The 22,901-nt window shown below is 62.3% G+C and carries 28 protein-coding genes and 1 tRNA gene; 15 read left to right on the top strand and 14 right to left on the bottom strand.

Going from position 1 to position 22,901, the window contains the following annotated elements; genetic code table 11:
• Positions 1–284 precede the first annotated feature (284 nt).
• The 4 genes from BM083_RS05805 (at position 285) to BM083_RS05790 (ending at position 2,063) form a co-directional block, all read left to right on the top strand.
• Positions 285–560 (top strand): DUF8028 family protein, encoded by a 276-nt coding sequence (locus BM083_RS05805; protein WP_245756857.1) that lies wholly within the window; start codon positions 285–287, stop codon positions 558–560.
• A 119-nt stretch (positions 561–679) separates the two neighbouring features.
• Positions 680–1,249 carry a DUF1684 domain-containing protein gene (locus BM083_RS05800; protein WP_089866984.1) on the top strand — a complete coding sequence of 190 codons (570 nt, stop codon included), beginning with the start codon at positions 680–682 and terminating at the stop codon, positions 1,247–1,249.
• A gap of 145 nt (positions 1,250–1,394) precedes the next feature.
• A complete protein-coding gene (locus tag BM083_RS05795) occupies positions 1,395–1,577 on the top strand; it encodes a DUF8178 family membrane protein (protein ID WP_089866980.1) in 183 nt (60 codons plus the stop codon).
• A 234-nt stretch (positions 1,578–1,811) separates the two neighbouring features.
• A complete protein-coding gene (locus BM083_RS05790; protein ID WP_089866977.1) occupies positions 1,812–2,063 on the top strand; it encodes a DUF7999 family protein in 252 nt (83 codons plus the stop codon).
• An 83-nt stretch (positions 2,064–2,146) separates the two neighbouring features.
• Here the strand turns inward: BM083_RS05790 and BM083_RS05785 are convergent, their stop codons facing one another.
• The gene (locus BM083_RS05785) at positions 2,147–2,512 is read right to left on the bottom strand and encodes a hypothetical protein (protein WP_089866974.1); all 366 of its coding nucleotides are present in this window, start codon (positions 2,510–2,512) and stop codon (positions 2,147–2,149) included.
• A gap of 95 nt (positions 2,513–2,607) precedes the next feature.
• Here BM083_RS05785 and BM083_RS05780 point away from each other — a divergent pair, with 95 nt between their 5' ends.
• Positions 2,608–3,786 (top strand): AI-2E family transporter, encoded by a 1,179-nt coding sequence (locus BM083_RS05780; RefSeq protein WP_089866971.1) that lies wholly within the window; start codon positions 2,608–2,610, stop codon positions 3,784–3,786.
• Positions 3,787–3,881: 95 nt separating this feature from the next.
• A complete protein-coding gene (locus tag BM083_RS05775) occupies positions 3,882–5,243 on the top strand; it encodes a polysaccharide deacetylase family protein (protein ID WP_089866968.1) in 1,362 nt (453 codons plus the stop codon).
• A gap of 354 nt (positions 5,244–5,597) precedes the next feature.
• On the opposite strand, the gene BM083_RS23170 is transcribed toward BM083_RS05775, so the two are convergent.
• A tRNA-Met gene (locus tag BM083_RS23170) sits at positions 5,598–5,777 on the bottom strand.
• Positions 5,778–5,930: 153 nt separating this feature from the next.
• Here BM083_RS23170 and BM083_RS05770 point away from each other — a divergent pair.
• Entirely contained in the window at positions 5,931–7,010 is a 1,080-nt protein-coding gene (locus tag BM083_RS05770; protein ID WP_089866965.1) for a DUF7115 domain-containing protein, read from the top strand.
• 15 nt (positions 7,011–7,025) lie between these two features.
• Here BM083_RS05770 and BM083_RS05765 read toward each other — a convergent pair whose 3' ends face one another.
• Positions 7,026–7,403, bottom strand: a complete 378-nt coding sequence (locus tag BM083_RS05765) for a DUF5830 family protein (RefSeq protein WP_089866962.1) — start codon at positions 7,401–7,403, stop codon at positions 7,026–7,028.
• A 90-nt stretch (positions 7,404–7,493) separates the two neighbouring features.
• Here BM083_RS05765 and BM083_RS05760 point away from each other — a divergent pair, with 90 nt between their 5' ends.
• From BM083_RS05760 to BM083_RS05745, 4 genes are all read left to right on the top strand, one after another.
• Positions 7,494–8,141, top strand: a complete 648-nt coding sequence (locus BM083_RS05760) for a TVP38/TMEM64 family protein (RefSeq protein ID WP_089866959.1) — start codon at positions 7,494–7,496, stop codon at positions 8,139–8,141.
• A gap of 115 nt (positions 8,142–8,256) precedes the next feature.
• Complete coding sequence (locus BM083_RS05755) at positions 8,257–8,892, top strand: GNAT family N-acetyltransferase (RefSeq protein WP_089866957.1); 636 nt, start codon at positions 8,257–8,259, stop codon at positions 8,890–8,892.
• 10 nt (positions 8,893–8,902) lie between these two features.
• Positions 8,903–9,562 (top strand): GNAT family N-acetyltransferase, encoded by a 660-nt coding sequence (locus BM083_RS05750; protein WP_177197578.1) that lies wholly within the window; start codon positions 8,903–8,905, stop codon positions 9,560–9,562.
• The gene (locus tag BM083_RS05745) at positions 9,555–10,181 is read left to right on the top strand and encodes a GNAT family N-acetyltransferase (RefSeq protein ID WP_089866951.1); all 627 of its coding nucleotides are present in this window, start codon (positions 9,555–9,557) and stop codon (positions 10,179–10,181) included. The genes BM083_RS05750 and BM083_RS05745 overlap by 8 nt, the downstream gene beginning before the upstream one ends.
• A 35-nt stretch (positions 10,182–10,216) precedes the next feature.
• Here BM083_RS05745 and BM083_RS05740 read toward each other — a convergent pair whose 3' ends face one another.
• From BM083_RS05740 to BM083_RS05730, 3 genes are all read right to left on the bottom strand, one after another.
• A complete protein-coding gene (locus tag BM083_RS05740) occupies positions 10,217–11,437 on the bottom strand; it encodes a S8 family peptidase (RefSeq protein WP_089866948.1) in 1,221 nt (406 codons plus the stop codon).
• A 110-nt stretch (positions 11,438–11,547) separates the two neighbouring features.
• Positions 11,548–12,723 carry a metal-dependent hydrolase family protein gene (locus BM083_RS05735; RefSeq protein WP_089866943.1) on the bottom strand — a complete coding sequence of 392 codons (1,176 nt, stop codon included), beginning with the start codon at positions 12,721–12,723 and terminating at the stop codon, positions 11,548–11,550.
• Between the two features lie 51 nt (positions 12,724–12,774).
• Positions 12,775–13,263 (bottom strand): GNAT family N-acetyltransferase, encoded by a 489-nt coding sequence (locus tag BM083_RS05730; protein WP_089866940.1) that lies wholly within the window; start codon positions 13,261–13,263, stop codon positions 12,775–12,777.
• Positions 13,264–13,354: 91 nt separating this feature from the next.
• Here BM083_RS05730 and BM083_RS05725 point away from each other — a divergent pair, with 91 nt between their 5' ends.
• Positions 13,355–13,780, top strand: coding sequence for a hypothetical protein (locus tag BM083_RS05725; protein WP_089866938.1), 426 nt, complete (start codon positions 13,355–13,357; stop codon positions 13,778–13,780).
• Between the two features lie 34 nt (positions 13,781–13,814).
• Positions 13,815–14,249: a hypothetical protein gene (locus BM083_RS05720; protein ID WP_089866935.1), complete on the top strand. Its 435-nt coding sequence runs from the start codon at positions 13,815–13,817 to the stop codon at positions 14,247–14,249.
• Here BM083_RS05720 and BM083_RS05715 read toward each other — a convergent pair.
• Positions 14,237–14,863 carry a metal-dependent hydrolase gene (locus BM083_RS05715; protein ID WP_089866931.1) on the bottom strand — a complete coding sequence of 209 codons (627 nt, stop codon included), beginning with the start codon at positions 14,861–14,863 and terminating at the stop codon, positions 14,237–14,239. The two genes, BM083_RS05720 and BM083_RS05715, sit on opposite strands and share 13 nt — an antisense overlap.
• Positions 14,864–15,031: 168 nt before the next feature.
• On the opposite strand from BM083_RS05715, the gene BM083_RS05710 reads away from it, so the two are divergent.
• A complete protein-coding gene (locus tag BM083_RS05710) occupies positions 15,032–15,739 on the top strand; it encodes a helix-turn-helix domain-containing protein (RefSeq protein WP_089866927.1) in 708 nt (235 codons plus the stop codon).
• Between the two features lie 134 nt (positions 15,740–15,873).
• Here the strand turns inward: BM083_RS05710 and BM083_RS22755 are convergent, their stop codons facing one another.
• Positions 15,874–16,215 carry a hypothetical protein gene (locus BM083_RS22755; protein ID WP_143085683.1) on the bottom strand — a complete coding sequence of 114 codons (342 nt, stop codon included), beginning with the start codon at positions 16,213–16,215 and terminating at the stop codon, positions 15,874–15,876.
• A gap of 182 nt (positions 16,216–16,397) precedes the next feature.
• Between BM083_RS22755 and BM083_RS05700 the strand changes: the two genes are divergently transcribed.
• The gene (locus BM083_RS05700) at positions 16,398–16,745 is read left to right on the top strand and encodes a winged helix-turn-helix domain-containing protein (protein WP_089866919.1); all 348 of its coding nucleotides are present in this window, start codon (positions 16,398–16,400) and stop codon (positions 16,743–16,745) included.
• Between the two features lie 61 nt (positions 16,746–16,806).
• Here the strand turns inward: BM083_RS05700 and BM083_RS05695 are convergent, their stop codons facing one another.
• The 6 genes from BM083_RS05695 to BM083_RS05670 all read right to left on the bottom strand — a co-directional run bounded on the left by BM083_RS05695 (position 16,807) and on the right by BM083_RS05670 (position 22,892).
• Complete coding sequence (locus tag BM083_RS05695; protein ID WP_089866916.1) at positions 16,807–17,049, bottom strand: hypothetical protein; 243 nt, start codon at positions 17,047–17,049, stop codon at positions 16,807–16,809.
• Positions 17,050–17,204: 155 nt separating this feature from the next.
• Positions 17,205–18,542 (bottom strand): hydroxymethylglutaryl-CoA synthase, encoded by a 1,338-nt coding sequence (hmgB, locus tag BM083_RS05690; protein WP_089866912.1) that lies wholly within the window; start codon positions 18,540–18,542, stop codon positions 17,205–17,207.
• Between the two features lie 63 nt (positions 18,543–18,605).
• On the bottom strand, positions 18,606–20,474 hold the full coding sequence (locus tag BM083_RS05685; protein ID WP_089866908.1) for an Ig-like domain-containing protein: 1,869 nt from the start codon (positions 20,472–20,474) through the stop codon (positions 18,606–18,608).
• 67 nt (positions 20,475–20,541) lie between these two features.
• Positions 20,542–21,123, bottom strand: a complete 582-nt coding sequence (locus BM083_RS05680; RefSeq protein WP_089866905.1) for a DUF2150 family protein — start codon at positions 21,121–21,123, stop codon at positions 20,542–20,544.
• A 59-nt stretch (positions 21,124–21,182) separates the two neighbouring features.
• Complete coding sequence (locus tag BM083_RS05675) at positions 21,183–22,028, bottom strand: TatD family hydrolase (RefSeq protein ID WP_089866900.1); 846 nt, start codon at positions 22,026–22,028, stop codon at positions 21,183–21,185.
• Between the two features lie 165 nt (positions 22,029–22,193).
• Positions 22,194–22,892: an SDR family NAD(P)-dependent oxidoreductase gene (locus BM083_RS05670; protein WP_009375420.1), complete on the bottom strand. Its 699-nt coding sequence runs from the start codon at positions 22,890–22,892 to the stop codon at positions 22,194–22,196.
• Positions 22,893–22,901 lie beyond the last annotated feature (9 nt).

Genomic DNA, 22,901 nt, shown 5'->3' with positions numbered 1-22,901 from the left:
TTCGGATGTCTACTCCGCACACGTTTTCGTAGCTATTCGAGACACGACGAGTTACCGCTTCGTCGACTTTGATACCTGAGTCATTTCTGACATCGACTGTTTTACCAGACTTAGCGCCGAACGATTGTGGCAATGTCTATGTGGTAGAAAAAGACTTAGAAGAAATAATAAACGTTCTAAAGGCTTCTGAATCCGTATTGAAACGTCTATTATACACTCACTATGAGAGTGAAACGCCCCGAAAGAAGACAAAGGCTCATCTCCCTATATGTTCCCCTGGGTAGATGTTGGAAGTACGAGGTCTCACCACCATGTCGAATCCCTCCACCCAACTCACCGAACGAACCAGCCAGTTCACCACCACGTTCCCGGTCCAGCGCGGCCGAGAGATGCTCGTCGCACCGGTCCGTTTCGTCGGGTTTTGGGCTGCCGTCTCCATGCCCTTCCTGTATCTCCCACTCCTCGCAGGGGGACTCGACGCGAGTGAGGCCTACGTGTTCGTCGGTCTGCTCCTCCTCAATCTGGTCGCGTTCGTCGTCGGTCACGAGTACAAGCAGTAGTTCCCGCTCCCCATCCACTTCGGCCCTCACACCCCGCACCTCGCCTTCTCCCCGGTCGCCTTCTCACCGCTCGAAGACCGTCTCACAACCGTTAGGTGTCGTGATGTACAACGGAGGCCATGAACGATACAGCGGAGTTCGACGTCGACGAGTGGGCGGCGCGCCTACAGGAGAACCGGACACAGAAAGACGAGTTCTTCGCAGAACATCCACAGTCGCCAATTCCGCCAGAAGACCGCGAGACGTTCGACGGCCTCTCGTACTTCGACCCCGACCCAACGTACCGTGTGGAGTGTCACGTCGAGGTCCACGACGACCCGGAAGCGGACCCAATCGAGATGGACACCTCCGCCGGGCCGAACGTGCGCTATCTCCGCGTCGCGACGTTCGAGTTCGACATCGACGGAACCGAACAGACGCTCACCGCATACCAGCAGGCCGTCGACGAGGACGAACCGCTGTTCGTTCCGTTCCGCGACAAGACGACCGGACAACAGACCTACAGCGACGGCCGGTACATGGAGTTCGAAGCCGAACGCGCACTCGCCGACGGCGACACGTTCACGCTCGACTTCAACCTCGCGTACAGCCCGTTCTGTGCGTACAGCGAGACGTTCGCCTGTCCGCTTCCCCCCGAAGAGAACTGGCTCGACGTCGTCATACCGGCTGGTGAGCGCTACGAAGACTGAGAGACCATCTTCGTGAGCCAGGACACGACGCCGATTCGTCCTCGCGTGTGATTCGAATTCATGGGCCTTGGTAGCACGAAACAGTCAAATTCGGCGGGAAAGCGAAATTCATTAGCTCCCCGGTCACCAACGGGGTGATAGAGATATGGGCTTCACAACGAAAGGACTCGTCGGCCTCGTCCTGATGGTCGCCGGCACACTCGCGTTTATCCCGGGAGTCGCACCGGAAGTTACGACACTCGAACAACTGTTACTCTTCGTCGCCACTGCCGCCGTCACCTACGGGACGTACCTCGTCGGAACCGAGGGCGACGGACGCCCCGTCTGAACGGTCTCGAATCCGTCCTCTCGGGCCGTCTTTTCCTGTAGATAGGTAGTCACGAACAGGTTGCGCTTCCGCATCTCGGTTGAGAGTCTCAAGAAGTAGACGATGAAACGGTGATATCGGTGAGGTATACGAGATTCTTCAGGGTTCTTTCCTAGAGTGGAATGATAAGCCATACTAGGACGGCAAAGGTGTAAAAGGACACAACTTAAGTTTGCGCTACAGCCGTTTTTGGGTATGTCGCAGGCGACCCCAACGAGCCAATCGCAGAACGTACAGACGGTCACTATCGAACGCGAGATGAACGAGTACGGTGCACTCACCGTCCACGTCGACGGGCAGAACGCGACCCGTCATATCGTCGAGTACGCCTCGGATGAACTCAAAACGATTCTCCGCCAACTCCCGTCAGGGAGTTCGGTTCCGCTGACGATCGAACCGATTGGGACGCGCGGCAACGCCTGGCGAGCAACGTCACTCACGCAGTAGCCAGGGACGATAGATAACCGTCTGTTCTGCTTTCTCTCTCTTCTCGACGGTCACCAGCGACGATTTCGTCGAATCTGAGAGCCTCACTGTGTCGGGACGTCTCCGTCGTCGTAGCGCTCACTCGTTCGGCCGAACTGTCGTCGCTCTCGACGCTCGACGAGGACGGTCACGAGGAAGAACAGTGCGACGAACAGCGCCGAGATACCCGCCGAGTCGGGTGCGTCGATTCGGTCCAGCGTTCGGTGGAACCAGAAGAACTCTGCGAAGATGCTCTCGTGGAAGGCAGTGAGTTTTGGACTGGTCACCAGTTTGGCGGCGTCGGGAACCAACGCCCACAATCCGCCGGTGAGAACGAGCGTGCGGGGATAGGGGACGTTCGGAAGGAGGTAAGTAACGATGAGGGTGGTGACCGCCGCGCCGAGCGCGAAATGCCCGATGGCGAACGACATGGGATTACAAACGGCCGTCGAGACTAAATTCCTTCCGTCGATGGCTTTGTTCCGGGACATGGGTAGTTATCCCTCCACCCCCCTTACCCCCGATAATGACAACCGGCTTCGAGAAGAGAATCAGGCTACTGTGGCTCGCTCTCGGATTGGTGTGTGCGCTCATCCTCTTCTACTCCGTCTACACGTTCATCGGGACGTTCGTCTTCGGGGTCTTCATCTACTACGCGGTTCGGCCCATCTATAGCCGTCTCAACGTTCGTATCGCCTCGCCGACACTCGCGGCGTTCCTCTCGATGTTTCTCCTAGTGCTCCCCGCACTCCTCATCGTCGTCGTGACGCTCGGCATCGCGGTCGAAGAACTGCTACGCTTCGTCCGAAACAGTGATTTGGAAGGTCTCGAGGCAGCACTCAGCCCGTACGTCAACGACATCGTCTCGAACGTCGGTCTCGATGCAATCATGTCCGGGAACATCGACACGCTGACTCTCCAGCAGGTCTTAGCCATCGTGACGCAGTTGGTTTCGTTCGTCGGCCTCGGCGTACTCCATCTCTTCATCATGCTCGCACTCGCGTTCTATCTTCTCCGCGATGGGAGTCGACTGTCGGCGCTGTGTCTCCGGTGTGTCCCCCACGAGACGTTCGAAGCCTACGGTCGGGCAGTCGACAAAGACCTGAAGAACGTCTACTTCGGCAACATCGCCAACGCGGTGTTCACGGGAACTATCGGTGCAATCACGTACACCAGCCTCAACTTCTTCGCACCCGTCGGTGCAGCGATTCCGTACCCGGCACTCCTCGGCTTGCTCACTGGTGTCGCGAGTCTCATTCCCGTCGTCGGGATGAAACTCGTCTACTTCCCCGTCGCGGCCTATCTGGCCGGCATGCTCGTCGTCTCCGGGCAGGTCGGTGCGCTGTGGTTCGTCGTCGCCTTCGCCCTCCTCTCGCTCATCGTCGTCGACACCATCCCCGACGTCGTCCTCCGACCGTTCGTCTCGGGCGGGACGCTCCACAGCGGGACGCTCATGCTCACCTACATCTTCGGGTCACTCCTCTTCGGATGGTACGGAATCTTCCTCGCACCCCTCCTACTCGTCGTCGTCGTCGAGTTCGTCCGCATCGCGTTGCCGACGCTGTACACCTCGTGGGGCGACCGGGTCGGCGACGGACAGACGACCCTCGCCGATACCAACTGGCGAACACATAGCAGAGATGTCACCGTCGAGAGTACCGACGGCGGACAAGAAGACGGACACACAGACGACCCGTGCCACTAACTCTCGGGCGCTGTCACGTCGAGGAGCCATCTCTCGGACGATTTTTCAGAGGTATGTTCCCCATACCCAAGAGCTGATCGTGTCTTTAGGACAGTATGTCCCCGCGAAAACCATATTCGAGACGGGCATTTCTCCATCTCGGTGCCGTCACGTTGGCTGGTGCGGCCGGGTGTACTGGACGAGGTGAAACGAATACGTCTACGCCGACCCCCCTCGTCGACACTCCGGCACCGGCCGTCGGCGCGACAGCGACTGACGAAACAGAGACGCAGTTGTTCGTCGAAGACGACTGTGAGCTAGACGAGACCGAGTTCGACGACCCACTCGCCGTCGGATTCGACAGTCGCCATCGGTTAGGCTGTCAGGGCCTCCTGTTCGACGACTTCAACGACCTCGGTCGCTGGGGCACCTACGACGGGTCGATAGACGTCGGAACACCCCGCGTCGCCGGCGGATACGCCGCACAGCTGTCGGCGTCGGCCGACGACCAGCGAGCGTGGGTCTATCGTCGCTTCGACGAGGGTATCGACCTCAGCGAGTACGACCTCTCGCTCGGCGTCCACTCCGGTACGGGGTCGACCCGAGTCGAGCAGGTGCGACTCCAACTACTCGCGCCCGACCGACACAACCGCGTCGACATGTGGCAGCCGATAAACGGCGTCAAAGGCTGGACTCGGTTAGATTTCGGCCCGACAGAGGAGTTCGGGTCGCCAGACCTCACAGACGTTCGAGAGATTCGCTTCCAGACGTGGGTCGGCCAGGGGTCCGAAGGTGTGTGCACCATCGACGAACTCCGAGTAACACCGAAACTGGACGAAGGTGGCGTCATTCTCACGTTCGACGACATCGCGCTCTCACAGTACGAGAAGGCGTTCCCCATCATGCAGGAGTACGGGTACCCCGGCGTCGCCGGTGCGATTCCGTGGCTGAGCGAGGACGCCGACCGAATCGACGTCGAGAGGCTAACCGAGATGCAGGAAGCAGGCTGGGATATCGTCAGCCACCCCCAGGCACCGCATCCGTTGCCCTCCTACTCGGCAGCGGAACAAGAGGGGTTGATCTGCGAGACGAAACAGTGGCTCATCGACAACGGCTTCGAGTCCGGGTCGCGGTTCATCATCTTCCCGTACGGGAAAGCCGACGAGACGACACTGGACCTCTCGGCGAAGTACCACCACCTCGGCTTCCTCGGCGGGCGCGGCGCGAGCGGACTCATCACCGGCCCGATGACCGTCAGTCGCGTGAACGGCGACGACTTGGAGACGACGGACCACATCCTCCGGATGGCGAAGAAGTACCGCCAAATCGCCGTCGTGATGTTCCACACCCTCGACGGCGGCGGCAGTCGCATCACGAGCGCAGAGTTCCGCAAGACGATGGAACGTATCGACGAACTCGGCCTGCGAGTGTTGACGGCGTCGGACCTGTGGAAGATGCAACCAGCGGTTGCTGAGTAGGGGCATCACCCAGAGTGTACACCCACTCTCGAGTATCGACACTGACGGGTACGTTCAGTGTCGAGAGAATGCGTACCGTGCTGAGACGACTGCGAACCGACGTTCGCTTTTGCCGGCATATTTGTGTTCCATGTTGAAGCGATAAGACTACTGGATAGAGCACCTAGTTACAGGTACCACCGACTACCAGACTCCTTGCCCGGAGGTCTGGTGGTACAGTGGTGACATTCCCGGTTCCACCATCTCTCGTCTCTCGATTTCCGCCAGCGAGCCGTGGCTCCGATCGAGTACTGAGAACTCACGAGACCACAACAGACGACTGTCGGCACTCGTACATGTAGTCTCTCGTAGAAATGCCCGGGGTGGGCTCCGAACCCACGATCTCCGCATGTCCCAGGTCCGAGGCTCGGCAGTCCTCTGTTGGGACGGAGGCTTCCAAGGCGGTTACCGCACCGAAGCTCGTTTGCCACGTCGGCGAGGCCGACGCGACGAACCCTATGAGTGCGGCGCTATGTCCAGCTAAGCCACCCGGGCTCACTTTCACGTACCGCGATGAGACTCTTTAAGCTTCTCATATCGACCCACCCCGATAGCCGCTCGCATACGTTTCGAGAAGTTACAAAATTCAAAACATTCTGTCAAAAAACACCCCTCGGTTTTATGTCACAGTACCGGGACTGACCTGCCATGAGCTACCCGGACCTCGTCGAGTCGCAGTTGAACGGGGAGTCCGTCGCCGCCCGTGTCCCCCTCGGTGGCGAGGACGAACTGTTCGTGACGCCCACGCGGACACTCATCTACCGCGCGGACGGACTCCTCTCGGACGAATCGGTCGAAACGTACTCTCACGACGCCGAACGTATCGCCGTCTCGGAGGGCCGCCGCAAGGCGAAAGTGACCCTGGACTACGGACTCGACGGCGAGAAGACGTTCGCGCTGCCGACGAAGACGCTCCAAGACGCGCTCCACCCCGTCCTCGCCGGCGTTCTCAACGCCGCCGGTATCACCGGCCCCGGCGAGACGGTGAAACACACCTTCCAGTTCAGTGAACTCACCCTCGTCATCACGAGTGCACGCGTGGTCAAGCACATCGGAAACGCCGTCTGGGACGACGACTTCGAGGAGTACCACTACGACGACGTCACCGACCTGAGTTTCGAAGACGGCAGCGTCGCCACCTCCGTCGTCATCACCGCCGACGGTCGACAAGAACGGTTCAAAGCACCGAACGAAGAGGCTCGGGCAGTCCGTGAGGGCCTCACGAACGCGCTGCTCGCCTACCACGACGTCCAGAGTCTCGAAGAGTTCCGCGTGACGGTCGCTCCCCAAGAGACCGACGAACCGGAGCCAGACCGGGTCGACTTCGGCGACGGTCCGGACCCGCTGAGCGCGAACCCCGGCGAGTTATCGTCGGAACCGGCCAACGCCACCCGTGACCCGGCGAGTCCAACCCACGAAACGGACCCAGAGCCAACGACGCCGACGAACGATGGGTTCGATTCGCCAGCAGCAGTCGCCGAGTCACTCGAACGACCGGCGGAGACGACGGCGGCACGTTCCGAGACGACAGAGACGACAGACGCGCCGACAGACGACCAATCCGCAGACGGTTTCGACGGGTCGGGCTTCGAACCGGCGCTCGACGACGGGCGAACGGCCGACGAACTCGCCGCACTCCGCGAAGCCATCGAGACGCAGAACGAAGAGATTCGAAAGCAACGTGAGACGATGGAGACACTCATCGACGAACTGCGCCAAGGTCGATAACGCGCCGCCGGGACGCTACTCTCTGCCGGTCACCTTCCGGATGCACGACGACCCGAAGGGTCCCAACTCGCCGGAGTCGAATCTGATGAAGTGTCCCGTCGAGAGCCCACAGCCACAGCGTCGGCACTCGAAGTCGCCCTCTTTCTGAATCACCTGACTCTCGAAGCGGACGAACGTGCCGCCGCGTCGCGTCCGGAGTCGTCCGTTCTCACGCTCGACGATGCCTCGTTTCTCGGCTTCGTCGAGTATCTCGCGGGTGAGTGTCGGATTCGTCGTCACCGTCTCGATACGGTCGACGGCCTCCGCGATGCTCAACTCCTCCACTTCGAGATGGGCGAGGAGGTCGAGTGCGAGTTCGACTTTCCGTTCCGAGTCGGCGGCGTCCGCAGTCACGCAGATTCGTTCCCACGCGTCGCGCTTAATCGTTCGTACTCGGGGGCCAAGAAGCACAAAGCGTTTGCCCGCCGGTGACGGACGTTGGATATGAATCGGCGGGTACGACTGGCGCTGGGCGGTGCGGTAGGGTTGGTCGTCGTGCTGGGGCTGTTTCTCACGTCGCCCGCCGCCTTCCTCTCACGGCTCTCGTGGGTGGCGGCGAACCCGCTTCTCTTCGCCGCCGTCCTGCTCGTCGTCTCCGTCGTCAGACCGTTTCTCGCGTGGCCGACGACGCTCTTGGCCGTCGCCGCCGGCTACGCGTACGGACTCGCCGTCGGCCTTCCCTTCGCCCTCCTGTTGATGACGGTGACGGCACTCCCTCCGTTCCTGCTCGCTCGGCGTGCTCGCGGGACGGGGCGGATGACGACTGTGTCGGAACAGTTCGTCGAGCGGACCGGTGACTTCCGGAGCGTCGCCGCGAGTCGGTTCCTGCCCGCTCCCTCGGACGTCGTCTCCGTCGCCGCCGGCGTCGCGAACGTCTCGCTCGTCCCGTTTCTCCTCGGAACTGCCGTCGGCGAACTCCCGTGGGCGATTGCGGGCGTCTTCCTCGGGTCGTCGCTCGACGGCCTCTCGGGACTCTCGGCGGACTCGCTCGCGAGCGTCGTCGACGTGCGTCTCGTCGCCGCCGTCGCACTCGTCGGACTCGTGGTGCTCGCGGGGCCGCTCTACCGGCACGTCACCAGTCAGGAAACGTAGAGCGTAGTCCGACTCGCCGCGGTGGTGACTGCGATACACTGACTGCAACGCGCAGACTGCGACACAGTGACACGCCCGGGCAAGGCTTTTTCGGCGAGACTGCGACCACCGAGCTATGTTTCCCGACGTCATCGAGACCGACCGTCTTCGCTTGCAGCGATTCTGTCGCGAGACCATCGACACGCTCGACCTCTACGAGTACACCGCCAAAGCCGACACCGTCGAAGAGGAGACACGGTACGTCACGTGGGACCCGCACCCGACGCCGAAACTGACGTGGGACTTTCTGACGCAGATGGAAGAGTCGTGGGAGAACGCCGAAGATGCGACGTACTGCGTCTTCCCCAAAGACGGCGAACCACGAGCGGGCGAGTTCGCCGGCAACACCGGCCTCCACCTCGACTGGGACAAGCGAAAGGCGGGACTCGGCATCTGGCTTCGCAAGCCCTTCTGGGGTCACGGGTACTCGGGGGAGCGGGCGGGTGCGCTCCTCCAACTCGCGTTCGACCGTCTCGATTTGGAAGTCGTCGACGTTGGCCACCTCCCGGCAAACGACCAGTCGAAGCGCGCCATCGAGAAGTACGTCGAGAAGTACGGCGGTCGCCACGACGGCGTCCTCCGCAACTTCCACCTGCACGACGACGAACCGGTCGACCTGTCGCACTACTCTATCTCGCAGGCCGAGTGGCGCGACGCCGTCGGCGACGAACGCGAGGCGACGTTCGTCGAGAGTCTCGACCGTGACGACTGACACTCGCTCGCTGTTTCCGTTCGCCATCGAGACCGACCGGCTTCGACTTCAACGGTGTACGACCGTTCTCGACCCACGCGACGCCTACGAGTACTGGGGCGAGAGTGACACCATCGAAGAAGAGACACGGTTCCTCGGGTGGGGTCGACACGCGACGCCGAAAGCGTCCCACGACGCGCTCGACTCGTTCAAACGGGGCTGGGACGACGGCTCCAAAGCTATCTACGCGGTGACGCCGCACGACGGCGAACCGGACGCTGGCGAGTTCGCCGGGACGGCGATGCTCTTTCCCGACTGGGAGTCACAGAGCGCGTCGCTCGGCATCTGGCTCCGCAAGCGGTTTTGGGGGCGAGGGTACGCAGGCGAGCGTGCTGCGGCACTCCTCCAACTCGTGTTCGACCGACTCGACCTCGATGTCGTCGTGGTCGAACACGAACCCGACAACGACCAGTCGAGACGCGCCATCGAGAAGTACGTCGACCGATTCGGTGGCCGATTCGACGGGACGCTCCGTAACTGGATGACCGGTGACGACGGTCCGGTCGACATCTGTCGCTACTCGATTTCGCACGCAGAGTGGCGCGACGCCGTCGGCGACGAGCGCGAGGCGACGTTCGTCGAGACGGCTCAAAGTGACTGTGGAAACTCGCAGAAGAGAGCCCATGAGTAGCGACAGTCTCTTTCCGGCACTCGTCGAGAGCGAGCGTCTCCGGTACGAACCGCTGTACGACGTCGTCGACACGCTCGACATCTACGAGTACCACCGAACCGGCGAGATGGACGCGGTGATGGCACCGCTCGGCGAGGCGGTACACGCGACGCGGAAAAAGACCTTCGACGAGGTCACCACGGCCGAAGAGCAGTGGGAGTCCGCGAAGCGGGCGACGTACGCAATCTCTCGAAGAGCGGACGACGAGTTCGTCGGCGTCGCCGAACTCTGGTTCGAGTGGGAGAAACGGCGCGTGTCGTTCGGCACGTGGATTCGGGAACCGTTCTGGGGCCGCGGCTACTCGGGCGAGCGCGCCGGGGCGATGCTGTACGTGGTCTTCGACGTGCTAGACGTCGCCGTCGTCGCCGTCGGCCACGAACCCGACAACGACCAGTCGAAGCGAGCCATCCAGAAGTACGTCGAGCGATACGGCGGACAGCACGACGCCGTCCTCAGAAACAGGCTTCCGCCGGGTGACACCGGTGGGCCACGTGACCTCTCTATCTACAGCATCTCGCAGGAGCAGTGGCGCGAGCGTGTCACGGACGACGAGGTGTCGAGTATCGCTGTCCGTCAGTGAACGACGAGTAGCGACGGGATGACGACGGTTCCCGCCTACGCCCACCGGACGGCACGGACCGCCTCGTACGCGTCGACCAGACCGGACCCTTCGCCACAGGTTCCGTCGAGTACCCTCGCCGTCGACGTGAGCACTTCACGGACTCGTTCTCCTTCGTCACTCGTCGGGTGGCCGTAGTCACTCTCCTGCCACACCAACGCCGCCGCTCCAGCGACGTACGGTGTCGCCATCGACGTCCCCGAGAAGGTGGCGTAGGCCTGGTTTTTGAACGTCGAGTAGATACTCGTCCCGGGGGCCGCGAGTTCGATGCGCCTGCCGACGCTGCTGTACGATGCAATCTCGCCGTCACTGTCAGTTGCGCTGACGCCGAGGACGTGGTGGTTCCGTGCGGGTGCGTCGACGTTCTGTTCGGTACAGTCGCCGTTGCCGTCGTTGCCGTCGTTGCCTGCGGCGGCGACGAGGATGTGTCCCCTGTTAGCCGCCGTTTCGAGCGTCTCGCGGAGTGCATTCGAGATGCTGTCGCCGCCGAAACTCATCGAGAGAACCGGGATGCGTCGAGAGAGACACCAGTCGATGCCCCGAATCACGTCGCTCCAGTAGCCGACTTTGTCGCTGTCGAGAACTCGAACCGCGTAGAGGTTGGCGTCGGGGGCGACGCCGACGACGCCGCCGCCGTCGTCGCGGGCGGCCGCGATGCCGGCGCAGTGGGTTCCGTGACCGTTCTGGTCGTCGTAGTCTTGCTCCTCCCACGGCAACCAGTTGACGCAGTCGACGCCCCCGGCGACGCGCAGGTCACGGTGGTCGACGTCGATGCCGGTGTCGAGTATCGCGACGTCGACACCCTTGCCCGTGACACCGAGTGCCTGTGCCGAATCCGCGGCGATGTCTGTGTACCCCCACGACGCCGACTGTCCCTCTACGCGAGTCTGACCCGCTACTTCGGCTTGGCTCGCCCGTACCGGAACGGCACGCACGATGCCGTCCGGTTCGACGACTGCGATGCGCCTGTCGCGGCGGAGCGCCTTCAGCGCTCGCACGGGGACTACTGCGGCGACGAACTGGAAGTGCTCGTATAGCCGTGCGACCCCGCCGTGTCTCTCGATCGTGTTCGTTACGTCCCGACCCGGACGCGGATGGACGAAGACACGGACCGGTGTTCTTGCGGAGGCGGGGGTGGTCAAGAGACCTATCGCCGTTCCGCCTCCTGCCACTTTCAATACGTCTCGCCGAGATATCTCTACGGAACCTGGGTTCATCACGTGACCTCCGAACGGTGCCCGTAGAGAGACGTCGTGTTAGTGTAATACTCTTGTCAAACAATCTCGTCTCGGAGAGTGTCTGGTGGGTTCGACGAGTCGGACGCGCGCTACTGGCCCGGAATCGACCCGCTAACGACCTCTCCGTCTTTGAGGACGGCCGCAGGGTTGTTCAGGAGCGTCAGGTCCTCGGTCACGTCGCCGTCGGCGACGAGGAGGTCGGCGTGGGTGCCGGCTTCGAGCGTGCCGGACCCGTCGAGTCCGACCGTCTCCGCGGCCGTCTCGGTCATCGCGCGAACTGCCTCGGCGGGGTCCATCCCGTACTTCGCCATGAACTCTACTTCTGTGGCGTTCGCACCGTGGTAGTTGAACGGCGTGCCGGCGTCCGTTCCGCCCGCGATGCGGACGCCCGCCTCGAGCGCTTTCCCGAACGACTCGATGTGGCGCTCGTAGACGTGTCGCGTCTTGCGGGCGCTCTCCTCCGTCGCCGTCTCGATGTTGCGGACGATGTGGTACGGCGCAGAGAGCGTTGGGACGAGCGTCACGTCGTGTTCGAGAAACATCTCGACCGCTTCGTCGTCGAGGAACGTCCCGTGTTCGACGGTGTCGACACCGGCCTCGATAGCGGCTTTCGCGCCGTCGGCCCCGTGGACGTGTGTCGCCGCGTGGACGCCCCGCCGGTGCGCTTCGTCGACGAGCGCGTCGATTTCCGCCTCCGTCATGGCGACTTGGTCGGGGTCGGTGCCGGGCGTCGTCACCCCGCCCGTGGTCATGAACTTGATGAACTCTGCGCCCTGTTTGACCTGTTCGCGGACAGCACGGCGGGCGTCGGCAGGGCCGGTAATCTCTCGGCCGAGATGGTGGCCGTGGCCGCCGGTGATGGTGATAGAGCGGCAGTTCGCGACGGTCCGTGGACCGGTGATGTCACCGTCGTCGATGGCGTTGCGGACCTGCGGGTCGATGTCGCGTGCGCCCATCGCTCGAACGCCCGTGATACCCGATTCGAGCGTCCGGCGGGCGTTGCGTGCCTCGACCAGTGCGAGTTCGGCGTCGCTCATGTCGACGACGTCCTCGACGCTGCGCTCGCCGGAGAGCGAGTAGTGAACGTGTGCGTCGACTAATCCGGGCAGGACCGTGTAGCCCGGTAGAGAGATCATTTGCTCGTCGCTGCCTGCGTCGACCACGTCGTCGCCGACTGCCGTAATCGTTCCCGACTCCTCGTCGAACGCAATCGCGCCCGTTCGTGTCTCGCCTCTGTCGAGAAGCGTCACGTCCCGGAGAATCATGGTCGCGTTTTCCACTCTGGCGGCTTGAATCTGTCCGATTGAGTCGGGTGATTAGAGGTCGCGCGCGACCATCTCGCCCCAGTGCTCGAAGCCGTAGCGGTCGTAGAACGCCTGTGCTCGGTCGTTCTCTCTGTCGACGTCGAGAACCATCCGGTCGAGCGGGAGGTCCATGTCGCGAGCGGCGTCGAGTGCCGCCGCCATCAGTTCGTCTGCGACGCCGGTTCCCCGGTAGTCGGGGGCAACGAACACCTCGTTGAGGACGGCGGCGTCCCAGACGAACGCGAGCGAGGCCGGGAGGACGAAGGCGTAGCCGACCACCGAACCGTCGTCGTCGACGGCGACGGTGACACAGTCGTCGTTCTCGGCCACGCAGTCGTCGACCCACGCAAGCCACCGCTCCCGGTAGTCGTCGGTCAACTTCGCCTCGTACTTCGGTCCCTTCCCCTCGTCGCCGGTTCCCTCGCCGATGCCGAGTTCGAACCCGCGTTTCAGTTCCCAGAGTCCCTCGGCGTCAGTCGCCGAATACGGTCGGACGTTCATGTGCGGTGTTGGTCGACGGGTGGTTTCAGTTGTTCCATTGGTTCACTGAAACGAGCGAAACTGTCACCAGTGTGTGGTTTGAAGCACGTTCGTGGCCCCTCCAACTCGCCTCCGCCGTCTGCTCAGATATTCACTCGCGTCTCTCGGTTACGGGTTCGTCGTCTTCGTCCCCATCGCCGTCGTCGCGTCCGTCGCACTCCCGCCGGACCCCATCACAGAGTTCGTTACCTACGGACTCACTGGACTCGTCTCCGTTCCGCTCGCCGTGCGACACGTTCGAGCGGGAAAGCCGCTCGCACCGCTCGGTGAGTTCTTCGTCACCGTCTTCGCGGTTCAGATAGCACTGGCAGTTCTCTTGGTTCCGCTCCTCTTCGTCCTCGTGTGGCAGGACGTCGCCGTCTCGTTTCCGGAGTCCGTCCGAGCAGTCTTCGTGCTCGGCATCCACGTGCTCGCGTTCCGCCACGTCTACCCCGAGACGTGGGCAGAGACGAGAACGAGAGTCAGAGGTCTGACCTGAACGCTTTAGAGAGCGCCGCGAGAGACGGCACACGATGCCCTCCACCCACCCGAACCGCGCTCCCGACACCGCCGATGCCGACGATACCGACGCACTGGTCGACTACGCGTGGCAGTACCTCGCCGTCTTCCTCGTCACGTTCCCTCCGTTCTACGCGCTCACCTCGTTCGTCGCACCCGCCGGAGCACCGCCGTGGTTGCTCGTCTTCCCACTCCTCGCAACCGTCCCGGCGACGGTGTGGTGTCGTCGCCGCGAGATTCCGTGCGGACTACTCTGGTCGTTTCTGCTCACCGTACAAGGACTCGCCATCCCGCTTCTCGTCGCAGGCGTGCTCGTCGGTTACGTCGTCGGCGCGAATCCCCTCTCGGCGGTTCCAGCCGACGTGCTCCTGTTGCTCGTCGTCACCGGCCTCTACGGTGTCGCGTGGCTACTCGTCTCCCGAGATTCGGGCACTGTTCAGCGACGATAGAACTCCCACAGTCGCGACGACATCACGAACCCGCCGATGGTGACGAGCATCAGTTGCCACCCGGACATCACCACCGGGAAGAGCCGTTCGACGTTCTCCGGCTCCGTCCCGGGCGTCGGGTCGACGGCAGTGCTGTAGTGGAGCGTCCTCGTCGTCGGCCGCGGCGTCTCGGGAGTGAGCTCGATGAACGTCTGGACGAGGCCGCGTTGACTCGAAAAGAGCAGGTGGCCGTTGACGCGGTAGAACGTGTCGTGGAAGGGGTAGAAGGCGTTGACGCCGTTCGTAAAGAGGTCCGGGAAGATGCCGCCGAAGGTGAGTCCGGCGATGGCCACCCACGCGACACGGACGCCGTGGTCGCCCCACCGGTCGCGGAGGTACGACACGCGTCCCCGACGACTGTCGGCGAAGACGAGGAGACCCAAGAGTAGTGGGAAGAAGAGGGTGTGAAACAGCGACCGGTGTGCACCGGGGAGGACGAGGCCGACGAAGGCGTCCGAGTCGATAGCGGCGGTGACGACGAGGACGACACCGAGCGCCCGCGGGGTGAACTCCTCTCCGAGGAGGGCAACTCCCACCAGTCCGGCGAGTGCGACGTGGACGACGGTGGAGGGCATACTCAGGCATTCGTTCCGGTGGATTTGAACCCTTCCCTCGGTCGTGTCGCCGCCAGAGACGGTCGAGGTGGTACGTCACCTGTCGAACCCCCGTTTCGATGTGTTTTTGCATCACTGGACTGAGGAGTACGACATGAACCACGTTCTTCGCTCGGAGGTCGTCGCGGCGTGACAGCGGCGCCACGAGACGACCTCGCCCAGCGTATCGCCGGTGAAATCACCCTCAGTGACGACCCCGGTGCGACGCTCCGCAAGTGGCGCACCGACTTCGACGTCTCACAGACCGAACTCGCGAAGCAACTCGACGTGTCCTCGTCGGTCATCTCCGACTACGAGAGCGGTCGACGCGAGAGCCCCGGTATCGGTGTGGTCAGTCGGATGGTCGGCGCGCTCCTCGACATCGACGAGTCGCGCGGCGGGGGTCGAATCCGGCAGTACGCGCGCGTCCTCTCGGCGGGGTTCGAGAGCGACATCGTCCACGACCTGCGGGAGTATCCGACGAGCGTCTCGCTGGACCGTCTCTACGAGGCGATGGACGCGACCGAACTCGTCTCCGGTGACCACGACCACGTCAGCGGTCACACCGTCATCAACAGTATCGAGGCGATTACGCGCCTCTCCAGTGACGAGTTCTACCGCCTCTACGGACAGAGTACGAACCGCGCGCTCATCTTCACGGGTGTCACGCGCGGCGAGTCGCCGTTGGTCGCCATGCGCGTCGTCAAACCGACGCCGAACGCCGTCGTCCTCCACGGCGTCACCGAAGAGGACCTGTGGGACCACGCGCCTGCGCTCGCGACCATCGACGGCTTCTCGCTCGCCGTCTCGACGCGCGACTTAGACGAGATGTTGGACGACTTGCGGAAACTGCCGTAGGTGGCTGTGGCCGTTCATCGAGAGGCCACGTCGAGACGACGGCCTCTCACGGAGGACATCATATTTTCCGGTTCGCGTGCCGCGACCGCTTTCTATTCAGTTACGGGGTTCGACGTGACACGACGGAGGACAGCTCACTCTCCCCGGCCATCGAGGGTTCGGTACCCTTCGAGCAGGCCGACCCCCACCGCGCCGACGGCGGCAGCGACGACGAGTATCATCGCCGTGACGAACGAGAGTGTCGCGAAGACGTCGGTCAGCGACGTCGCAGTCGCTTTCGACCCCGCGTCGGTGATGCCGAGGCCCACCCCGAGCACGAGCAACGCTACCTCCGCGTACAGCAGTCGCATCGCGACCGGATGAGAGGCGGCTGTTCGACCGACTCTGTGCCGTACCGTGTCGACGACTCCTCCTGAAGACGTCGAGTTCTCGGACGACGTCCCGGTAGTCGGACGCTGGACCGTAGAGTGACTCATCGTCGATGACAGATTGTAGCGTCACCGTGTTAAACGAACAGCCAATCTGCAGAGACTGAAGCCACCTCCGCGACAGTGCTCTGCCTACCAGAGAGACGCACGTGAACGCGACCCGGCGTTGTTCTCTCTTCGTCTCTTCGGTCGGCGAACGTTTTAACCAGTGTTCTCGTGTGTCTCTATCTGTGACCGACGAGTGGGAGGCAGGGACGCTGTTCGAACTTCTCGGCGACGAACTCGCTCGGACGATTCTCGCACTGACCAGCGTCGAGGCGCTGTCGGCAGACGCACTGAGTGACCGCTGTCAGTCCTCACAGCCGACCGTCTATCGGCGACTCGACGAGCTACAGGCGTACGACCTGTTGAAAGAGCGAACCGAGTACGACGCCGACGGGAACCACTACAAGACCTACGAGTGTCGTCTGGAGGAAGTCTGCGTCGGCGTCGACGACGGGTCGTTTACGGTCGACCTCCGCGTGAGACGCAACGTCGTCGATACCGTCGACGAAGCCGACGACTCCGAGCGTCGGTGATTCGAGCGAACGGGAGCTCGAGATGTTATCGAGGCTGTCGCCGTCGTATCCGCGTGAGCGATTACGTGAGGTCGGGCGTCGTCTGCATGTCGTGGAACCCGTAGAGGGTCGCGAGCACCCCGAGGACTCCGAAGAACGGAACGTATCCGTTCGGCACGTTGGTTCCAACAGTGAAAGCGTACGCCGCGACGGCTATCGCTCCGAGCGCTGTGAGCCAGAGTTGCCACTCACCGAGTGCGTCTCGCGTGATAGTTGCGAGGCCCGTTGCGTCATCGCCACTCTCGAAGTCGTTTTCGGAAGACATGGTGTCGAACCCACGAGAGACGAAGGGCGGAACGACACTAAAGACTGTGAATGTTTTCAGCGAGTGAAGTTACCGCGCAGCGTAAGAGTGAGACAGGCGAGACAGAAGTATTCGAGAGCCTTCGACGTCGACTACCTGGTCACCCGGTCACTCGGTTACTCGACGTACTCGTACTTGCGCTCGTTCATCCGACCCCAGCCAGTAAAGGTGAACTCGCCGACCGGTCGCGTGAACTCCTCGACGTCCGTCTCTTTCTCGTGGTCGTGGACGTCGTGGATGAGTTCGTACTCGTCGAACGACATGTCGTACCGGTCGTCGAGTTGTTCGTCGATGTTGAGCTCGTCCATCTCTTCTTTCCAGCCCTCTCGGACGGTCTCCGCGTGAATCTCCGCCTGGGCACCGGAGCCGTAGGAGCCAACGAGGAGTCGGTCACCAGTAAGCTCTTCTCCCGTCTCAGCGGCGTGCTTCAGTGCGCTGGTTCGAGCGACGTGGACAGAACCGGTGTACCAGTTGCCGACCTCTCGGGCGAGCGAGAGCGTCGGGTCGATGACGCGGCCGTACCAGTCTTGGTACTCCTCGGTCTCTTTGAGGTCGTCCATGTAGGCACGGAGCGCCTCCTCGTAGCTGTCCCAGTCGTCGTACTCCGCCTCGCGGGGCTGACGACCGATTTCGTCTTCGAGTTCGTCTTCGAACTCGGTGTCGCGAATCATGTGGCGGTAGCCGAGCAGACCGGCCTTCCGGACCATGCCGGGGAACGGCGTGTGGAACGGGATGTACTCGAAGTCGTCGGGGTGGGTCCGACCCGCGACGCTCTCGAAGTCCTCCAGTGCCTCGCGCATCCGTGCGAGATAGACCTGCATCGAGCGCTTGCCGTCGACGCTCGGGAACTGCTGGTTCGGTTTCAGGAAGTCTGTCTCGTCGGCGCTGCCGTAGCCCTGTTCCGTCGAGAGTTCGACGACACTCGGTTCTTCGGAGATGAGCATCGCGACGGCACCGGCCCCCTGCGTCGCCTCACCCGGGTCACCACGCTCGTAGAGCGCCGTGTCGGTTGCGATGACGAGCGCCGCACGTCCGCGGTGGCGACCCGCCTTGATCCAGTTGTAGGCGTCGTCGATAGACTGCGTGCCGGCGACACAGGCGAACTTTCGCTCGCCTTTGTTGGCGTGGTGGAAGTTCTCGTCGAACACTTGTTCGAGACACCCCGCGATGTACGTCGAGACGGGCTTGGAGTTGTCGAACGACGACTCGGTGGCGACGTCGATACGGCCGATATCCTCCGGCGTCAGCCCCTTTCGCTCCATCAGGCGCTTCGCCGCGTTCGCACCCATCGTGACGATGTCCTCGTAGACGTCGGGGAACGACGAGTTCTCTAGGCCGAGACCTTTGCGATACTTCTCGGGGTCTTCGCCTTTCTTCTCGGCGAACGTGTTCGGAAGGTCCAGTTTGAGCTTTCCAGTCCAAATCTCGATGGCGTCGATGCCGACGGCTGTCATGAGTATCCGTTAAAGTTAGACGCTATAAGGTTTTGTCGATAGGTATTTCGTCGACTGTCGAATTTACGGGTCCGTGCCATCTGCGGTGTCGGTGATAATTCGGCTATCGACGACTACTCCATCGGTGTCGTAGACGAGCAAAGCGACTTTGTACTCGTTGCCAGCGCCGAATCCGCCGTTGACGGGGAGGTTGTTTCGGCTGAAGTCGGGCGATGTCGTGACAATTGCCGGACCGTCGCCCGTTTTACTCAGAACGGCAATTTCCACGTGGTCGAAGTTCTGACCCGATATCTCGTAGCCGAATTTGTAGCGGACTTTGTTGTTCTGTTGATTACTGTCGTCCTTGATGTCTAGCGAGTCGATTTGCGGACTCGAACCGACCGAAAGGTCGTCGTTCCTCCCCCAGTTCTCGGTGTCTGCGGTGTCGCTGATAGAGCGCGTCGCCGCGACGTACTCCTCCCCGTCTCCGTTCCGATAAATCACTCTCAGTTCGATGTCGTGCGGTGTGCCTGCGCCATAGCTGTTGGTGTAGATGAAACCCTCTCGCGATTCGTCGCTGGTTCGAGTGCCCTTCGCGCTGGTGGTCGTACTCTCGAAGCGCGCTTCGACGCGTTCGAAGGACTCGTTTACGTTCTCGACGTCGTACGAGAGGATGTACCGAAGGTCGTTCCCGTTCAGACCGGTGTGGTCGTCGAGTCTGACCGACGGCGACGGGGCAGACCCGTCGTTCGTCTGTCCGCCACTCAAGTCGGCGTCGCTGACCGAGAGGTCGAACGTCACTTGCCGGGCGGCGTCTGGTGTCTCTCCGAACTCGACTGTGACCGTCGCCGACTGCGCGTCGTCGACGTCGGTCGGGGCGACGTACCGGAAAGCTACTTCGCCGTCGCTATCGCTCGTCTCCGTTGGCGTGACCGACCCCGGCCCGTTCGTCACCGAAGCGTTCACGACTTGCCCACTCACGGGGTTGTTGAACTCGTCTCGAACCTCGGCGGTGAGGCGTCGCTCCGTCCCTTCGGGGACGATGTCGCCCCCTCCGTCGATTCTCGTCAGGTAGGTCGGCGTCGCCTCCGAGACATCGGTTCCGACACCGACTCGCGCGAGACGGAGGTCGTATTCGACGCCGTCCTCGAAGACGATTTCGACCGTCTCGGGTTCCGGTCCAGGGTTGACTGCGGCGACGTACTTGTCTGAGTCGCTGTCGCTCCCGTCGTACTCGTCGGCGAGAAGTGTGTCGCGCCACACGCTCGGGTCGAGTCTCGACGCGACGACTACCGAGAGCTGACCGTCTTCGTCGGTCACCGTGACGGACTGCTTCGAGACGCTCACAGGGCGAACGTCGATAGAGTAGGTCCCGGTCTGTGCCCGTGAGAGTTCGCCGCCGAGCGTGACGAGGGTGATTCGACGCCCGTCGACGATGGACTGCCCCGATTGCGGGACACGAGTCGTCTCGGAGAACTCGTTGTACAAGACGCCGTTCTCGTACACCGTCGTCGGTGCGCTCTGATAGAGGTAGTAGTTCGGTTCGTAGCTGAGGCGTGCGGTGGCAAACGACTTCGTCTCACTGCCGGTCCAGTAGTCGTCCGTCTCGTCGTCGAGTGCTCTCGCGTTCCGAATCGCTATCTGTTCTGTTGGAACGGTTCGGACCGTTCCACTGGGAGTTGGCGGGTTGACGAATAGAGCCCGACTGGGATAGGCAGTACCCAATCTGACGGGGACGGACTGTGTCACCCCCGACTCACTGACAGACGCGACTTCAGCACGCACCGACTGCATGTCGGCTTGCACCTGCTGGTTGTGTTGGTACTCGACTTGCTCGTTCTCACTGGGGACGACCGTCGCCTGATACATCGACATCGAGATGATCAACATCCCAAACAGGAGCACCGCTCCGATTTGGACGGTCACACCACGGTCGTCTCCGCGAAAGCCCATTGACTACTTCAATCGAGAGTATGGTAGAAAAGACTTGCTCGCCAAACAGACTCTCAACCAGAGTTGGTTATTCGCCGTCTTCTTCGACGACTTCCGGGTCGCTCAGGGCGCTCTGGAGCGAGTCGAGTCCGTTGACCCACTCGGAGACGAGTCCGTACTCGATATCTTCGACGAGCGCCATGTCGAGTTCCTCGCCGTCGATGATGCGCGTCCCGGCTTGCACGAGATAACCGAGTGCGGCGTCGAGGTCCTCTGCTGCTTCGGCGTCGGCGGCGGCCTGCACGTACTCGTCGACGCTGGCCTCTTCGGTCGGGCCGGCGGCGATGTACTCTTCGGCGGCGTAGAAGACACAGACGAGACTGGTCTGGACGCCGTCGATGAGCATGAGTTTCTCCTCGTCGTCGAACTCGACTTCCGCGAGGACGATTTCGCGGACCTCGGTGAGTTCTTCGATGGCCTCCTCTTGGGAGAGGCGGTCTTCGTTGTATGCCGAGAGAATCTTCGCCACGGCGATGGCGGCGTCGTCCTGCAGGTTGAGCAGCAGGCGTGCGGAATCTTCGTTCTCGGGGTCGAGTTCTTCTTCTTCGACGCGGGTCAACCAGTTCTGCCAGCGTTCTTCTGTATAGAACGTCTCCTCTGGTTCGCTCATACCACCACCGACAATACCTGAACTCAAATGCCTTTCCTATCGCTGAGAAACCGGCCAGTTTAACTACCTAACGTACCGACTGTATCGACTCCATAGACGTGCTCGGGTGTCTCGACGTGAGCAACCGTCACCGCGTCTTCGTGTCCGTCGTCGAGTAACCACTGGACGCGACGCGGAACCGTCTTCGGTCCGAGCACCGCTCCCGGCCGGTCGGCGTCGTCGACGAAGTCCGTCTCCATCAAGAACGGTTCGTCCTCTTCGATAGCTACCTCGATGTACTCCTTCTCGCTCATCACACTCGGTGTTCCCCCGACCAACCGACCGGTCGCGTAGTGTTTGACGACCCGCTCGCGCGGAACGTCGCGTTCGGCCGCCCACTCGGCGACGTCCGAGAGGTCTTGGGTCGTCTCGGTGTGGAGTTGGAGCGCGCAGTCGCAGTCGGCGGCGAGGTCCAGCCCGTGGCGAAGCACGTCGTTCGACGCCTCCCAGACGGCGTCGGTGACGTCGTAGTGCGGACGTCCAGATTTGAGCGCCAGCGCACGTCCGTCACGGACGTACTCGGCGGCGACGGACAGCCCTGCCTGCATCAGGTCGCGTGCTTCGTGTGGCTCGAACCCTCGCTCGTCGGTGAGTCGAGTGACGAGTCCGGGATGGACACCGAGGACGGGCCACGCGCGCCCCCGAAGAATCTCGGTCGCCTCCTCGGCCAGCGCGATAGTCTCCTCGAAGACCGCTCGAAAGTCCTCGCCCGTCTCGGCTTCGACGTCGAGGTGCCACGACGGCTTGTTGACGAGGAGGAGATGCGTCCCGCCGACGCGGTGGAAATCCTTGACCGCCTCGATGCCCTGATTCTCCCGGTCGAGGTGGATGTGGTTGTCCAAGACGGGTGTCCCGAGGTCGTTCATACCCGTGGCTTGGCGAGTGGGCACAAAAACGTGGCCGGATTGGGACCGAAGGTAGAAGTAGGAGAACGGGACCAGACGCGCTGTGAGCTGATAGTCACCACGAGACGGGCTGAAGCTGTGCGACACGTCGTCTCGTGACCGTTCTCTGTGTCGCCTGTAAGCTCCTTACCAGTCGATGACTTCTTTGTCTCGCCAGAACTTCCCGGCCGGACTCCCCGGTTGGAACCGACAGAGCCACGTCGGCGTCTCCGCACCCTTCTCGACCGGTCGGTCGGCCTCCTCGCCACCCATGTCGGTTCGGACCCATCCCGGACAGACGGAGTTGGCGATGAGTCCATCGTCGGCGTACTCGCCGTGGAGATAGGCGGTCAGGCCGTTGATTCCGGTCTTCGAGATGCGGTAGGACGGAGAGCCACCGCTCTGCTCCTCGCCGAGCGCACCCATCCCCGAGGAGACGTTGACGATACGGCCACCTTCGTGCTGGAGGAGGTACGGAAGCGCGTACTTCGCCGTGAGCATCGGTCCGCGAACGTTCGTCATCAGCGTTCGGTCCATCGCCGAGACGGGTTCGTCGACGAGGTCGTCACCGAACTCGCCGACGCCGGCGTTGTTGACGAGGATGTCGATGCCGTTCGCTTCGTCGCCGATGTTCTCGACGGTGTCCTGTACTTCGCCGTGCTGAGTCACGTCGAGGAGTACTTTCTCTTGGCGGTCGCCGACGTCGTGGTCCATGCTCCGCACGCCAGCGTAGACGATGACGCCGAGTTCGGTGAGGTTCTCGGCAATCTGCCTGCCGATACCACGGTTCGCTCCCGTCACGAGCGCGACCTGTCCGTCGAGACGGTCGTAGAGTTCCGGCTCCATGGTGCACGG

Source organism: Halogranum rubrum (assembly GCF_900114455.1).
Classification (GTDB): domain Archaea; phylum Halobacteriota; class Halobacteria; order Halobacteriales; family Haloferacaceae; genus Halogranum; species Halogranum rubrum.
Note: the sequence above shows the minus strand (reverse complement) of the source record. Positions and strands in the feature narration are given on the sequence as shown.

Excerpts from the sequence above, each read along its gene's own strand:
- BM083_RS05805 (WP_245756857.1), top strand. The coding sequence starts at position 285 with ATGTTGGAAGTACGAGGTCTCACCACCATGTCGAATCCCTCCACCCAA.
- BM083_RS05800 (WP_089866984.1), top strand. The coding sequence starts at position 680 with ATGAACGATACAGCGGAGTTCGACGTCGACGAGTGGGCGGCGCGCCTA.
- BM083_RS05795 (WP_089866980.1), top strand. The coding sequence starts at position 1,395 with ATGGGCTTCACAACGAAAGGACTCGTCGGCCTCGTCCTGATGGTCGCC.
- BM083_RS05790 (WP_089866977.1), top strand. The coding sequence starts at position 1,812 with ATGTCGCAGGCGACCCCAACGAGCCAATCGCAGAACGTACAGACGGTC.
- BM083_RS05785 (WP_089866974.1), bottom strand. The coding sequence starts at position 2,512 with ATGTCGTTCGCCATCGGGCATTTCGCGCTCGGCGCGGCGGTCACCACC.
- BM083_RS05780 (WP_089866971.1), top strand. The coding sequence starts at position 2,608 with ATGACAACCGGCTTCGAGAAGAGAATCAGGCTACTGTGGCTCGCTCTC.
- BM083_RS05775 (WP_089866968.1), top strand. The coding sequence starts at position 3,882 with ATGTCCCCGCGAAAACCATATTCGAGACGGGCATTTCTCCATCTCGGT.
- BM083_RS05770 (WP_089866965.1), top strand. The coding sequence starts at position 5,931 with ATGAGCTACCCGGACCTCGTCGAGTCGCAGTTGAACGGGGAGTCCGTC.
- BM083_RS05760 (WP_089866959.1), top strand. The coding sequence starts at position 7,494 with ATGAATCGGCGGGTACGACTGGCGCTGGGCGGTGCGGTAGGGTTGGTC.
- BM083_RS05755 (WP_089866957.1), top strand. The coding sequence starts at position 8,257 with ATGTTTCCCGACGTCATCGAGACCGACCGTCTTCGCTTGCAGCGATTC.
- BM083_RS05745 (WP_089866951.1), top strand. The coding sequence starts at position 9,555 with ATGAGTAGCGACAGTCTCTTTCCGGCACTCGTCGAGAGCGAGCGTCTC.
- BM083_RS05740 (WP_089866948.1), bottom strand. The coding sequence starts at position 11,437 with ATGAACCCAGGTTCCGTAGAGATATCTCGGCGAGACGTATTGAAAGTG.
- BM083_RS05735 (WP_089866943.1), bottom strand. The coding sequence starts at position 12,723 with ATGATTCTCCGGGACGTGACGCTTCTCGACAGAGGCGAGACACGAACG.
- BM083_RS05730 (WP_089866940.1), bottom strand. The coding sequence starts at position 13,263 with ATGAACGTCCGACCGTATTCGGCGACTGACGCCGAGGGACTCTGGGAA.
- BM083_RS05720 (WP_089866935.1), top strand. The coding sequence starts at position 13,815 with ATGCCCTCCACCCACCCGAACCGCGCTCCCGACACCGCCGATGCCGAC.
- BM083_RS05715 (WP_089866931.1), bottom strand. The coding sequence starts at position 14,863 with ATGCCCTCCACCGTCGTCCACGTCGCACTCGCCGGACTGGTGGGAGTT.
- BM083_RS22755 (WP_143085683.1), bottom strand. The coding sequence starts at position 16,215 with ATGAGTCACTCTACGGTCCAGCGTCCGACTACCGGGACGTCGTCCGAG.
- BM083_RS05695 (WP_089866916.1), bottom strand. The coding sequence starts at position 17,049 with ATGTCTTCCGAAAACGACTTCGAGAGTGGCGATGACGCAACGGGCCTC.
- hmgB (WP_089866912.1), bottom strand. The coding sequence starts at position 18,542 with ATGACAGCCGTCGGCATCGACGCCATCGAGATTTGGACTGGAAAGCTC.
- BM083_RS05685 (WP_089866908.1), bottom strand. The coding sequence starts at position 20,474 with ATGGGCTTTCGCGGAGACGACCGTGGTGTGACCGTCCAAATCGGAGCG.
- BM083_RS05680 (WP_089866905.1), bottom strand. The coding sequence starts at position 21,123 with ATGAGCGAACCAGAGGAGACGTTCTATACAGAAGAACGCTGGCAGAAC.
- BM083_RS05675 (WP_089866900.1), bottom strand. The coding sequence starts at position 22,028 with ATGAACGACCTCGGGACACCCGTCTTGGACAACCACATCCACCTCGAC.
- BM083_RS05670 (WP_009375420.1), bottom strand. The coding sequence starts at position 22,892 with ATGGAGCCGGAACTCTACGACCGTCTCGACGGACAGGTCGCGCTCGTG.